General features: G+C 40.0%; 8 protein-coding genes. 1 reads left to right on the forward strand and 7 read right to left on the reverse strand.

Annotated elements, in window-relative coordinates; translation table 11 throughout:
- Positions 1-172: 172 nt before the first annotated feature.
- The 6 genes from DSM08_RS06910 to DSM08_RS06935 all read right to left on the reverse strand — a co-directional run bounded on the left by DSM08_RS06910 (position 173) and on the right by DSM08_RS06935 (position 9,762).
- Positions 173-1,051 carry a S1 family peptidase gene (locus DSM08_RS06910; RefSeq protein WP_149525472.1) on the reverse strand — a complete coding sequence of 293 codons (879 nt, stop codon included), beginning with the start codon at positions 1,049-1,051 and terminating at the stop codon, positions 173-175.
- An 11-nt stretch (positions 1,052-1,062) separates the two neighbouring features.
- A complete protein-coding gene (locus DSM08_RS06915; protein ID WP_149525473.1) occupies positions 1,063-2,466 on the reverse strand; it encodes a TlpA family protein disulfide reductase in 1,404 nt (467 codons plus the stop codon).
- A 13-nt stretch (positions 2,467-2,479) separates the two neighbouring features.
- On the reverse strand, positions 2,480-3,889 hold the full coding sequence (locus tag DSM08_RS06920; RefSeq protein WP_149525474.1) for a RagB/SusD family nutrient uptake outer membrane protein: 1,410 nt from the start codon (positions 3,887-3,889) through the stop codon (positions 2,480-2,482).
- A complete protein-coding gene (locus DSM08_RS06925; protein WP_187773997.1) occupies positions 3,889-7,776 on the reverse strand; it encodes a SusC/RagA family TonB-linked outer membrane protein in 3,888 nt (1,295 codons plus the stop codon). Before DSM08_RS06925 ends, DSM08_RS06920 begins: the two co-directional genes overlap by 1 nt.
- A gap of 209 nt (positions 7,777-7,985) precedes the next feature.
- Positions 7,986-9,164, reverse strand: a complete 1,179-nt coding sequence (locus tag DSM08_RS06930; RefSeq protein ID WP_149525476.1) for a FecR family protein — start codon at positions 9,162-9,164, stop codon at positions 7,986-7,988.
- Positions 9,165-9,216: 52 nt separating this feature from the next.
- Positions 9,217-9,762, reverse strand: a complete 546-nt coding sequence (locus DSM08_RS06935; protein WP_149525477.1) for an RNA polymerase sigma factor — start codon at positions 9,760-9,762, stop codon at positions 9,217-9,219.
- A gap of 458 nt (positions 9,763-10,220) precedes the next feature.
- On the opposite strand from DSM08_RS06935, the gene DSM08_RS06940 reads away from it, so the two are divergent.
- Positions 10,221-11,129 (forward strand): transposase, encoded by a 909-nt coding sequence (locus tag DSM08_RS06940; protein WP_149525478.1) that lies wholly within the window; start codon positions 10,221-10,223, stop codon positions 11,127-11,129.
- Between the two features lie 495 nt (positions 11,130-11,624).
- On the opposite strand, the gene DSM08_RS06945 is transcribed toward DSM08_RS06940, so the two are convergent.
- Positions 11,625-13,442 carry a hypothetical protein gene (locus tag DSM08_RS06945; protein ID WP_149525479.1) on the reverse strand — a complete coding sequence of 606 codons (1,818 nt, stop codon included), beginning with the start codon at positions 13,440-13,442 and terminating at the stop codon, positions 11,625-11,627.
- Positions 13,443-13,631 lie beyond the last annotated feature (189 nt).

A 13,631-nucleotide genomic window follows, 5' to 3' on the forward strand; every position in this document is an offset into this window, starting at 1 on the left:
AGGATTTAGCAGACCTTTAATTGTGCTAACGGGAATAGTTTCTTCGATTCTTTATTGTCTTTTGCAAAATGACTAAATCCTACACTAAAGTCATTTATTAGAGGATTTTTACAAACAATAGAAGCCGTCATCAGACAGCTTCTTTCATTTCGGATTTATTAACAATTAGGTGTTACTCACTGATTAGTGCTTTGATGACACTTACCGGAATGGTCTCTTTAATGACCATTTGTAAGTTCTTTTGATTTGCTTGGTCGTAATAAAATGATTTTGTTAATGACACCAAGCCTGCGATGTTTCCTTTATTATCGATGATTGGTCCTCCGGATGATCCTGCAGCGAAGTCTGCAGTGATTTCCATCTTTCTGCTGAAAATACCACGGTCTCCAAACTCCGTAAGACGTGCAACTTTTCCTGAGGAGAAGTAGTAATGTAAGCTACGAGGGTGGGAGAGTACGTGGACCTCAGCACCTGTTTTAGAATCATTCCCTAATGCAAAGGGCTTAATCTTCTGGCCATTCAGATCCACTTTGAGAATGGCGATATCGGCTTCCTTAGCGAATGTTACGACCGAGTCGATATGGAACAGTTCGCCAGCATGGTTGGCCATCATCAGTTTTACTTGCTTATCAACTTTTGCTGGATCGCCTACTCCTAAACCTAATTCATCGACCATATGGTTGTTGATTATGAAATAGCCGTCTTCCGAGATTGGAAACGCAGTTCCTGCGCCGTTGATTTTCCTTTTACCTTCTTTATCCTTGTAAATCTGTACAAACATAAATACAGAAGGATAGCGTTGTTCGAATACTTCCTCCGCACTTAAGGCTTTATTGGAAGGAGGTAGTACTTTTATCTTTACTTTCTTCTTTTCCTGCACCAAATGGAAATTCTTGAACATATTCTCCAACTTCGTCGCGTCAAATGATGCCGCGTTTGCTCTAGATTCCATCTGCTTAACGAGGTTGACAGAATTGATATATTCCTGTCCCGTTGCGGCGCTAGAAAAGAATGCCATTCCAATGAACAGCACAAGTTTATTCAGTTTCATTAGCTTCAGATTTAAAATTTCTTAGTCTTTCCGATCATCGATTGTAGTTGAACAACTGCCGCCTCTTCGCCACCACTGAAGCCAGCAGCTACAAAACGGATTACTCCGTTTTTGTCGACAACATACTTTTGTGGAATCCCTCGCACTTTAAACGCTTCGGCTGCTTTAAACGACCCATCATCTTGCTTGTTATCCATGTAAAGATCCATGTCGTAGTTATTGTCTTTGAAATATTTAACCGCCTCCGCTAACGATCCTTCTGATCTTCCCCAAGTATGGATAAAAAGGAATGCCACATCTTTATCTTCTTTATATAGGTTGGCAGTACGCTGCATCGCTGGAAGAGACTTTTTACACGGTCCACACCACGTCGCCCAGAAGTCTATTACAATCGTTTTTCCTCTAAAATCGGCGATACTGACTTTGTTTCCTTTTGTATCTAATACTTCGAAATCCGGAACTTGCTGCGTAACTGAATATTTAACGATATCTTTTTCAACGGCATCATTTAGATTTTTTTCAATCTCAGCAATATAAGCCTGGGCATCCTTTTTATAGACTTTTTCGTATGCAGTCGCTAATTGTTGTTTTAGCTCGATGGTACCTTTTCCTTGCTTTACTAATGCATCGACAATAGGGAAGGCGTCTTCATATTGTTCTTGTTTGAATAATAGCCCCAGATAATATAACTGTTCCTCAGGCATTGATTCAATTGGGATTTCATAAGCTTTTCTCGCAACGGCTAGCGCTTCAACCGTATTTCCTTGCTTCTGCAAAAGTCGGGAGTAAGCGTATTCCATATCTTGGAAAATAGGCACATAGTTCTGGTTATTTATTTCCGCAGCGCTAAGATTTTTCGCTCTCCATTTTGCTTCAGACTTCAAATAACCTTCCAATAAATCGGATTGATGAAACTCCATATACCGTGCTGTATTTAACGCAGCGGTGATGCGTTGCAATGTTTTTTTAATTTTATTGACGTAAGCAACAGTCTCCGGTAAACTTGCTTTCTGCTTCGAAAAGGCAATACCTGCAGATAGATAAGCATCGTCCAAGAACTCTTTGTCATATTTTTGCTCGAAGCTTGCGACGCTATCCTTCACCTCTTTGAGGTCTTTCAACTCTGCTATACTGCGGACCATACTGATTGATCCCGCGCGACCATAGGGATAAAGCGTAGGCATGAGCGCGGATACAGAATCATATCGAGTATAATCTCTCTTCTCTGCGTAATAATTTATGACAGTGTAAATTCCTTTTTCGTTCGCATGAATAAGTGAATCGAGTTTATGTTCGAGTATTTTTTTGTCTTGAATCTTTAAAAGTGATTCTACGGTTGTACCCTTCTCTTGGCTATGCGCATTGCTTGCCAAGGTCGCTAAAAAAGCAACAGAGCAAATAGTTAAGATTTTCATTTTTCTTTCGTTTTTATTTAGTGCGTAGATTAGGATTGAACGCTAATACTTTTGGCGTTAAAGGGATTGTTAAAATAGGGGAGTTGCTCTCTATTTCTTTCATTACTTTGCCGTCATCATCCCAACGTGTGATCTTTATTGTTTTTTTATCGGCAATGTATAGACGCTTCAGATCTAAAAGTCTGCTGCCAGCAACAAAAGCAAGTTCGCGACGTCGCTCTTCTAAAACCGCTCTCAGCACTTCTTGGGCTGTCGTGCCTGTTAGAGCCTCATAGTCTTCTTCATAAAATCTGTTTTGACGTATCTTATTGATCAATGCTAAGGGTTCGGCGGTCTGTCCCGCGCGCGCGCCACATTCAGCAGCAATCAACATCATTTCCGCAACTGTGATACTGTTTCTAAAGCGAAGAATCGCTCCCGATGCAGAACGTCGGGTTTTGTAAGTATCATAGATCCAACCTTCTTGGAAGAAATTATCTGCTCTTAAGTCATAATTGATGAATAAGCTCTTCAATTGTTTAGAAAGAAGAAATGACCCCGATATCTTTGAAAGATACTTAGTGTCTTCTGCAACTTTGGCGAAGATAATTTCTGGATGATTCTTTAAATCCAATAACATCTCCGGAAAACCGTTGTCGAATTCCTCAGCTTCCTCGTAGTTGAGCATCTCATTTTTGACAGCCAATACTTTTTCCGCATATTCCTTCGCTTTTGGAAATTCTCCTTTTTGCAAATACATTTTCGAGAGGACAGACATTGCGGCTAATTTCCCCGGATGCAACAAATCACTACCCTCATCTTGAAGTGTGTTGGAGTTAATGGCATCCAATATGTCGCTTTCTACGAGCTGGTATATTTCTTCCACCGATGCGCGACTTGGAAGCTGGTTTGGATCTAAATTTTTGATCAATGGAATTGCTAAATCAGTCTTTGCAGTGGATGGATTGTAAGCTGGGCCATAAAAGCCTACTAATTGAAGATAGAAATAGGCACGATGTATCTTAGCAATAGCAATTAGCTTTGCTTTCTGTTCTTCAGTCGCATCGATTGCGAGAGGAAGATCGTTGATGACCAAGTTCGCATTCGCAATATTAGCATACAGCCCGGTGTACAGATTATCAACGTCATTAGCGGTCCAAAAATCCTCATTCAATAAATAAGCATTCTTATAGCTGAAATCAGTTGCAATATTGTCTAACCAATACGTCCAGATGTAAACATTGTCGGTTAGCATTTCTGCAATATCATAGTTCGCGTTGGTAAAGCTGATGTTGTTCAGTACCTCTTCGAAGTCTTTATATTGCTTTACAGACAAGTTGCTTCCTGTTTCAGGATTGATGTCGAGGTATTTGGAGCAGCTAGTCAATAGCTGCATTCCAAATACAAAGAATAATAATTTATATACGATAGATTGTTTTCTCATTATAAAACGGCATTTAAAGTGAATGAAAATTCCATTGGCATTCTTGGCATTAACAAACCGGTTGTAGACATTGATCTCGGATCATAACCGTATTTATTCTTCGCTTTGAACCAAACATTGTTCGCTTGAACTGATAATGAAAGTTGTTTTAGCTTCATTGCTTCCAGTGTTTTGTTCGGGAAGAAGAAACCTACTTGGACTTCTTCTAAACGAATGGCGTTCGTAGAAAGGATAGAGTTCGTCGAATTTTGAGTAATCAGCAATCGGTTGTAATCGTATTGACGGATCACTGGAATATCTGTTTTTGCTTCATCTCCCGCTTCTTTCCAACGATTTGCTATATCTGCGTTATACTCATACTCGCCAGATGGTGCCGGTTTATATTTACGGGCAACCGCTCCGCCTTGCCAGTTTAAACGCGTGCGGATAAAGAAATTATGGATGTCGAAAGTCTGTGTGAATGAACCGGTATGAGGAGGAATCGTAACACCACTATAAACTAGGGCTGACTCTTCTGCGGCTTTAACTTTCTCACCATTTCCATTGATAATCGTTGGGTCTCCTTTTTCGTCAAGACCTCCCCAGTTATAGCTCCATAAGGCGTTTGTGCTGTAACCATTGCGTTGCGCAGTTAAATAGGTCATATCCGGAAGATATCCCAATTCAGGAACCTCAACATTCGTCAATGTATTGTGTGCAGCAATAACGTTCATTTCCCATGCGAAGTTTTTCTTTCTGATGAGTTTCATAGTACCCATCAACTCGAAACCTTTAGACTTCATCGTATTCATCACATAACGGTTATTCATCCCCGTTGCCGGGTCAGGTCTATTGAATGCATCAATTACTAAACCGCTCGTGTTGCGATCATAATAACGTAAATCAAAGTGTAAACGTTCTTTAAGTAGCCCCAAATGCATAGAGATATCATGATTGGTAATAGCTGGTGGCAGTTGGTCAAATGTCAGGAAGTTAGGCTGAACTGGTGAATTTGGCAACAGTTGATTCAAGGATAACTGCATCATCAAGTTCTGATACGAATCAAAGTTTTGCAAACTATAGTTTAGCTTGAACGAGCTGAAAAAGTTAGAGGTAAAGAAAAAGTGGCGTTTCACATCGAAGGATACGTCTCCAGACCAGCGAACTTTGTTTTCATTGCTAACATAAGCTCCAGCTGCGACAGTCAAATCGCCATCTAGCAAACCTAAATACAAGGTATTCTTTGTATAATTTAGGTTGATGTCGCTCATATTTGTTCTGAGGTAATTGATCAGCTGAATATTATCAAGCTCCCAGTCTGATAATAACTCTCTATTGGTTGACTGCTGCGCAGGAAGTTCCGACGAACGCAAAAGACCTGTTTTGTTTCTGATAACCAATTGCGAGAGGATGCGGTTGGATAAATTGAAATGTTTATGTAAATCCCAATCTGTTTCAATGAATGCATCGTGGAATCCTGCATAATTAGGGTCTCTGCCATAATTTGGCATGAACGCACCATTGTAGTTGAACTTGGTCGATAGAAAGTCCTTATATAGATAACCTAGATTACCACCAATTTTAAGGTTGCGGTTTTGTTGATTCATCGGCTGGAAAATCATATTCAGGCTACTTGTCGACATATATTCTTGGTACAAGTTATTTCCTGTAGCATTAGCCAATGTCAACGTGTCGCCGCCATTGCCTTTACTATCAATGCCGTATAATCTTCTAGATGGATCCTGATCGTAGCGTTCCGAACTTGTCCAGATACTTGCACCCGCCTCAATGCTATGATCATCATTGATCTTTTTCTCGAATGCTAGACCCGTCCTTGCATCAAGTGTTTCATTTTTGCTGCCGCCGATCAAACCATAGTTAGCGAATGGTAACCAATAAGTTATGGTCTTATCGCGATTTAAGATGCTGTACTTATTATAGTTACGGCGACCATCGCTAGAATTGATGTCCGTAAAGTCTAAGCTTTCATTCTGTGTATTCTGATACAAGAAACTGTTGATCCAAGTCAGATTATCGGTGATGCGGTAGTTTAGCTTCGCAAAACCGGATATTTCTTTACGTTTGCTCTCGTTGAAATTGAGCAATTGATCTTCCAAAAGGTTCCTACCATGATCCTGCAAACCTGAAGCTAGATACTGCGTGTTGAGCGCGGTACGATAGGTATCGCTGTAATCATAAATATAGTCACCGTTTTGATCGAAGAGCAGCTGGTAAGGCGGCAAATTATTGGCACCGGATTTTGGCGTCTTGAATGCACCCGTTTTAAAGCGGAAAAATACTTGTCCCTCGACTTTATTGTCGAATAATCTAAACTGATTGTTGGTGTTTAGATCAAGGTTTGTATTCTTGCTGCCTCTGGTTTCTTGGCGCTGCCCGGTATAAAGTGCGTTGATGTTGTATTTCAATGCAGGGATTGCACCAGATACCGCTAGATTATGCTGTTGCATAAAGCGACCCTGTTGAAGCTCGCGAAGTTGAGAACGGTTGTCGATTGAACGTAGAGAGTCCCAACGGCTATTGAAGGTATCTTCTGAGATATTTTTAACCAGCTTGTCGTATAATAAATTGTAGGCATACGGTACTCTCGTATCCGGAATATTATAAAAAACGAATGGAAGAATGTTCTTTTGATATTGCTCTTGATAGAAATCCAATAGATCGGAAGTATTCGCTAAGTCCAACGCCTTCAAACTATTATCCGGCCGACCGGATAGATAAATATTTGTAGAGTAATTGATTTCCGGTTTGCCACTTTTTCCGGTCATCGTCTTGATAATAACGACACCATTAATTCCTTGCGGACCATACTTTACACATTCCTCCGGATCACGAATAACTTCAATGCTTTCAACGTTGCTCATCGGCATATTTGCCGGGAAGTCTTTCTGAGGGAAACCATCGATCATAATCAGCATTCCCTTCGTTGATCCTGGAAATACCGATCCACCACGTGATTCTATCTCAATTCCATCTAAAGTAGTTGATTTATTAGCCGATATAGTTTGTCCGCGGCCATTGGTAATGCCAGACCAGTCGTTCATTAACTTCCGCTCATAATCTTCATAGGTTGGGAATTCTCGTACTGAAGGATGGTTTGTTCTTTTTAGATATTCGTAATTTTCTCTTTCATTCGCGAAGATGCCGCCTGTTCCGCGTCCGCTAATGGTTAATTCCTGACGTGTCTTGACAACTGGTTTTATAAGCACTCCCGGTACTGAACCGTCTAATACCTGGCTTAAGCTCAAGTGTCTACGACGAGATAAGTCTAATTCGACGTTTTTAGGATTTCTATGTTCAACAACTGCTTCTTCTATCTTAAACTCTCTTTTAGATAGTACTAGGTAGGGGTTCTGAATGATTTGAGCAATGCTCATCACTTTCGTTTTATATCCAACGCAAGTAATCGTGACGATGTCCGAGCGCGATGGGAAACGCAACGTAAAGTTTCCGTTATCATCGCTGATCGACCCCATTTTGTTACTTTGGATTAAAAATGTAACGCCGCTGACACCTTTTCGACTTACCGAATCGACGACCTTTCCCTTGTATATACCAGGTTGATCTACTTCCGCAGATAGTGCAGTCGTTGTAGTTAAAGCCTTTGGCATAATAACAACGGTAGAGCCGTATATCGAGTATCGAAGTCCCTGTCCGCTCAAGAGTTTAGATAAACTACCCTCAAGTGTCTCATTCCTTAATTCTACACTTATTTTTTTATCGCTGAGCAAGTCGTTCTCATAGATGAACTCCATGCCCGTGATCTTATTGATCCTGTTTAGTGTATTCTCTAACGTTATACTTTTCTCTTTAATGTTAATTTGCGCAATGGTTGATCCGTAAGAAAATGACAACAAAGTCGTCAAAAGGATGGCCATTAGTTTCATCATAAGTAAGCATTTCAAAAGGATCGCTCTAAAATTTAGGGAATAGGCGTCCTTTGAATAATAATTATTATTCATAAATTAGTGGTGGATTATGGTTATTTTACTATTAATAATTCCAGAGCAAAGGAGTCGCAGACCTTTGCTCTTCTTTTTATAATAATGATGGATTAGGTATCATTAGATCATTCTTTTCTCCTTTCTTCGGTTATAGGTTAGTCTAATACAATTATTTTTCCGCCTTCAATTTTGTATCGGTAATTGGTTAAATCGCCAAGAACCTTACACACTTCCTCTAAACTTAAGGCTTTATCTACACCCCCAGTGTATCGTTTATGATTGTATCGTGTTGCTTTAAAATCAATCGTAATTCCATACCATCGAGATATTTCATTTAGAACTTGCCCAATGGACTGATTTGCAAAGAAAAAACGCCCCTCGCGCCATGCAGTAACCGCTTCGATATTTTCGATCTTCGCTTTTCCCATCTTCACACCGTCAGAAATCACTTTCTCACCTGCTTTGATGGCTAACTCCTTTCCTTGGCTACTTACTTTTACTTCACCTTCCAACAGATTAACTTGAGCGTTGTTAGAATAAACATTGACATCGAACTGTGTCCCAATGGCTTGAATTTCCATTTGCTCTGTTTCAATAATGAAAGGACGTTTTGCATCTTTAGCTACATCAAAATAGGCTTGTCCTTTCAATTTTATTCTGCGCTCATTACCGGTGAACTTTGATTGGTAGGTCAATTGCGTATTTGCGTTGACTGACACCCTAGTCCCGTCACTCAAAATCAAATTAATCGTATTCTGATAGGGTACATTTAGCTGATGTGTCGGATTATATGCAGCGTTATTTGATTGTTGATACTTAAGTTCTTTCCCCATCACTGCCATACCTTCCGGCAAATTGCTGGCATCGTGACCCGATAGCGCATAAGAATCTCCACCATCCACCTGTAAAGTAACAGCACCCGATAGGGGGGGATTATGCGCAGTTTCCACTTTTGAAATTTCTTGGTTCAATGGTTTTTTCTCTTGGGTAATCATCCAAAAGAAGCTGAACAGCATTACAATGCTTGCTGCTGCAGCAACATATTGCCATTTCGAAGGTTTCCTTTTGAAGGGAACGATGTTTTCTTGCAATTCAGTCTCCTGCATACTTTGTTTTGCAAGAACCTTTGACCATTCGTGATCCATATCCAATTTTCGGTAATCAAATGCAGTGTGAATGGTTTCTCTTGCTAATAGCTCGTCAAAATATGACTTCGATGAAGGGTATAGCTCCATTAAGGTCTTCAATTGATCTTCTTCTGCGGTCGATAAGGTTTCGCCTCGCATTAGTCGAGCAATCAATTCTGCTAATTCTATTTTGTCTTTTGCTATCATAATTTGAAACTAAATACCAGAAAACGGTAAGATGGGTGATTGAGAAAGTGAATTATTTTTGAAAAAGCATGTAAGTAGCTGCAAAACAGCTAAATAAAAATATAATACCCATAAGAAATTTCTCTCTTAACATACGAATAGCTCGAGCACGTTGAGTTTTTACGGTATTGATTGATATATCAAATGTGGAAGCGACTTCCTCATAGGACATCCCTTCCAGATACAGCAACTTTAGAATGTGCTGACACCCGACAGGGAGCTCTTCAATATCCTCATGCAGCTGTCCGATAACCTCAGATTCGATAATGCTATTCAACATAGAATCCTCTGATTCCTCTTGGAAAAGCAGGCTCTGATCAATCGCTTTGCTTGAACTTTGACTATTTCGAATATGTTTTAAGGCTAAATTCTTAACGGTAGTGTAGAGAAAAGCTTTTATTACGGATCCTTCAGCAGGGATGGACTCTTGTCGTTGCATCAAAACCACAAAAGCGTCTTGCACCAAATCTTTGGCGTCATCTTCGTTGCCCACCCAACGATAAGCGAACGTCGACAGTCGAACAAAATATTTATCAAAAAGACGCTGATAATCTAACATAAAGCCAATTTGGTTATGATGCTACTTCTAGTTTAGCGTGTGTGTTTTTCAGTGGTATAATTTAAGTTAAAACGGAACGGCAAATAAAAAAGTATAGCTATTATAAAAGCTAGGTAATTGATGTAACCGTAAAAATACGCTATTCTTTGAACTTAACTACCTGTTTCAATAAAAAAGTGATAACAATTATTTCCTGCAAGCTTGGTGAGATGTAGTTAAGGGCAGGGTAGAGACTGCTTCGACATACTCCCAATTCAAACCCAATACAAACCCAATGTATAACCCTTTCATAACCGCTCCGGATTGGGTTTGATTGGGGTTTGAATAGTGTTTAATTAGTAATGCGAATTAAGGGTTGAAATATATTGGAAAAAGTTTCTTAAAAAGAGGGGTGAAAACTTGCATAAAAGCCTGATTATCATTATATTTATAATGTTCCTTACGCATTATTAAACAACATGATCAATCAGGCCAAGGCTCTAAAATTAATAAAATTATACCAGTATGTTTGTGATAAATATGACAGTGAACTGCAATATTACTGTCAGCGATTTTCAAACAATAACAAACCTGACTTTACTGATCAGGAGGTTTTGACCATCTATTTATTCAGTGTGCACGAGGAACAGCGGCTAAGGATCAAGCAGATCCATAAATTCGCCTCGGATTATCTGATGGATTGGTTTCCCAAGCTAACTTCATACGTAGCATTCAACACCCGTATCAACCGCCTTTTTGATGTTTTGAGATCTCTTTGTCAGTCAGTTGTAGAGGACTTTGCACCAGAGGAGTGCTCCAGAGAATTTTCCCTACTGGACTCTATGCCCATCATAACCTGCAGTGGGACTAGAAGGGCAAAGGTAGCTCTGGAGATAATGGATAAAAGCTTCTGCTCAACGAAGAGGCTTTGGTATTTTGGATTAAAGCTTCATGCGCTCAACAGCTATAACAAATCCACGCTGCCTCGTCCGGAAAGCATTGTAATAAGCAAGGCATCTGAAAGTGACCTGAACATATTTAAGGAGAATTGGGCATCCATCGCAGGTAGGACGTTCTTTGGTGACAAGATATACCGTGACGCCCCGTTCTTCGAATGGTTTTATAAAGAAAAAAAATCAATTATGTATACTCCGATAAGGGAAACCCAAGGAAAACCAGATTGTTTAAAAAACAGGGATCGTGCTTATAATGATCTGTTTTCAAGAGCAGTATCTAAGGTAAGACAACCAATCGAATCCTTTTTTAATTGGATAAATGAAAAAACACAGATACAAAACGCAAGTAAGGTCAGATCTACCAAAGGACTATTAGTACATGTGTTCGGTAAATTAACAGCCTGTTTCATAAAGCCTATTTTCAACCCTTAATTCGCATTAGTAGTTAGTATTTAGTAGTTAGTATAAAGACCTATGCTGGCCAGATTGATTGCCATTTTTTTACGGTTTGTTTTGAACTTTTGGTTTTAAGAGGTTGTGGAATTTTGTATTGAACCAGGAAAGGAAGGATTTAAGGATGGGCAGGATGCATTTGTCTTTGAACCAGGAAAGGAAGGATTTTAGGATTGGCAGGATCCTGATAATCTTTTAATCCTTCCTTTCCTAGTTCAGAACAAATTTCCCTTTCTTGTTTAAGCGAAAAGTTCAAAAAAATCCTTTCCGCAAGTTCCTGCCAATCCTTTCATCCTTCCTTTCCTGGTTCAAAGACAAAGCATCCTGCCAATCCTTTCATCCTTCCTTTCCTGGTTCAAGACAAACGAGCAAAAACAAAGGCGCCTAATCGGCGCCTTGCTCTAATATCTAACGTCTAATATCTAAAATCTATTCACGTCCTAGGTCTAATTACTAAATACTAACTACTAAATACTATTTTCTCACACAGCGAACAGGGGCAAGTCGTGTTTCATCCATATCGTGTTTAGGCATCATGATACCTTGAAATAAAGGTCCGGTACCCTCTGCATTTAAAGACTGGGCATAAGTGCCTCTAGTTTTTGTTCGCCAATAACCGTGGGTTTCCTCGAAATATGTAGGGTCGCCGGGATGGAAATCAAACGTGGATCCGTTTTGGCTGGTTTTATAACCTATCGGTGAAAATGATAAAAAGCCATTAGGATAACCTTGTGTTGCAGTTGCGGCGGTCGCGTTGATTTTTAAATACCAACGGTAGTCACTGGTTTCTGGTTGTTCCTTATTTAGAAGGTTCTGCAGTTCATCGATCTGTGTTGTTGTTGGTAGATCCCATGTTCCTTCCGGGTAAACTAGTTCGCAAATATTTTTACTTGTTCCGCCAACGTTGTAAATATCGTTCGTGAAATAATCACTGGCAGGTACTGCAGTCGTTGTTTTGTATAATGGATTATCATAACGGAATTTATAAGCTTGTCTTAATCCAATAGTGGTGCTGGCGTTCGCAGCAGTGTCTCGCCATACATCCGCTCTAGCCCATTTCGTTGTTCCGACAGTAACCGGTGATTCTACAAGCTTAATAGATAGGAAATAGCTTTTCCCAGGGCGCGCAATAAATGCAGGGAAGCTGAATGTTTTATTGGTGAACATTCGCTCTACCGCAGTCGTTTGAGGAGTTACGGAATTTGTATTGTCTTCTCTAACACGTTGACTGGTCAATCTGATGGTATCGATCGCAACGGTAAAAGCTCGAGTACCAACTCCATTCGTTGGCGTGTAAAAGGTATATCGTTTCTTCGTATTCAGGTTTAAAACAGAGTCTGTGCCAACAGGAACCACGAATGCTGAACTATTATGGTTATAAGCGTTCAGGGCACCTAATGTCTGCGATATATTAGATAGGGAACTATCTCTTAGCGAGAAGTTGGCAGATGCCATTCCGCTGTTGCTACCAAAACGAAGACTAGCATAAGTAATCGGAGCAAACATCCCTCGGGAATTTAATTCGACAATAATTCTTGATATTTTACGAGTCAATACTAGATTTCTGATCGGGTTGGTTCCATTAAGGACATTGTTTGTTGTAATAAGACCTTTGGAGTATGCAAAATCGTGACGTCCCGTGTTACTATTCGATGTCGGGGAAATCGCAATGCTGGACGTTGGCGTAGCTGTCGTCGGATAGGCATTTATATTGTTTGTATTGTTGAAGGTATAAGCATACCAAACATATTTGGTATTCCGATTTGCAGGGATCGATACATTAGCGGTTCCAACTTTGCCTTGGGCCTGCCCGACATAGGTCCCTGGCGCTCCGCTTCCATTGTCTGTATATAAGACGACACGGTAAGTCGTCCCGGAGGCTAAATTAACAAGGACTCTAGCAGCCTTGTTTTCAGCGTTTGAGGAAATCCTTGCTGATGATCCGATGATTTCCTTTTGATGATATTCGTCTGGAATATCTTCAGAGATTGTCATAATTGCATCTACATCACCTAGACTTACGATTTCACTTTGTGCAGACACTTTTTTCAGACGTGGTAAGCCCTCAGCAGATGCGCTGGCTTCACCATTGCTATTAGAGGGGGCGGTATCTTGTGCATCTTCAATAGACGCTAATGAAAATACGATGGATGTTTCATTTTTAGCGACATAAGGCACCTCAGGCTCGCCTTCATTGATCGCCTTTTTACAATTCGTTAATGATAGAAGGAATAATAGACCGATAATTAGTCGCATCGGTTTATTCATACCTAATCGTGAATTCCTTTTCATGGGGGCGTTTTTAATAGTTCTTTTTGTGTGTTAAGTAGTGTGCGTTTAAAAATTACATGTCGTAAGTTTTAAAACTTCCGGTGGGTGTGCTGTCCCACTCTTCGATTTTGGGTTCATTTGTGGTACCGCCTGTATTAACAGTGGCTGAACTCGTTGCAATGGATTCCTCCATTTCGATAATTGTCAACT

Origin of the sequence: Sphingobacterium hotanense (assembly GCF_008274825.1) — a bacterium.
In the GTDB taxonomy this organism is placed as follows: domain Bacteria; phylum Bacteroidota; class Bacteroidia; order Sphingobacteriales; family Sphingobacteriaceae; genus Sphingobacterium; species Sphingobacterium hotanense.

Excerpts from the sequence above, each read along its gene's own strand:
- DSM08_RS06930 (WP_149525476.1), bottom strand. The coding sequence starts at position 9,164 with ATGATAGCAAAAGACAAAATAGAATTAGCAGAATTGATTGCTCGACTA.
- DSM08_RS06940 (WP_149525478.1), top strand. The coding sequence starts at position 10,221 with ATGATCAATCAGGCCAAGGCTCTAAAATTAATAAAATTATACCAGTAT.
- DSM08_RS06945 (WP_149525479.1), bottom strand. The coding sequence starts at position 13,442 with ATGAAAAGGAATTCACGATTAGGTATGAATAAACCGATGCGACTAATT.
- DSM08_RS06910 (WP_149525472.1), bottom strand. The coding sequence starts at position 1,051 with ATGAAACTGAATAAACTTGTGCTGTTCATTGGAATGGCATTCTTTTCT.
- DSM08_RS06935 (WP_149525477.1), bottom strand. The coding sequence starts at position 9,762 with ATGTTAGATTATCAGCGTCTTTTTGATAAATATTTTGTTCGACTGTCG.
- DSM08_RS06920 (WP_149525474.1), bottom strand. The coding sequence starts at position 3,889 with ATGAGAAAACAATCTATCGTATATAAATTATTATTCTTTGTATTTGGA.
- DSM08_RS06915 (WP_149525473.1), bottom strand. The coding sequence starts at position 2,466 with ATGAAAATCTTAACTATTTGCTCTGTTGCTTTTTTAGCGACCTTGGCA.
- DSM08_RS06925 (WP_187773997.1), bottom strand. The coding sequence starts at position 7,776 with ATGATGAAACTAATGGCCATCCTTTTGACGACTTTGTTGTCATTTTCT.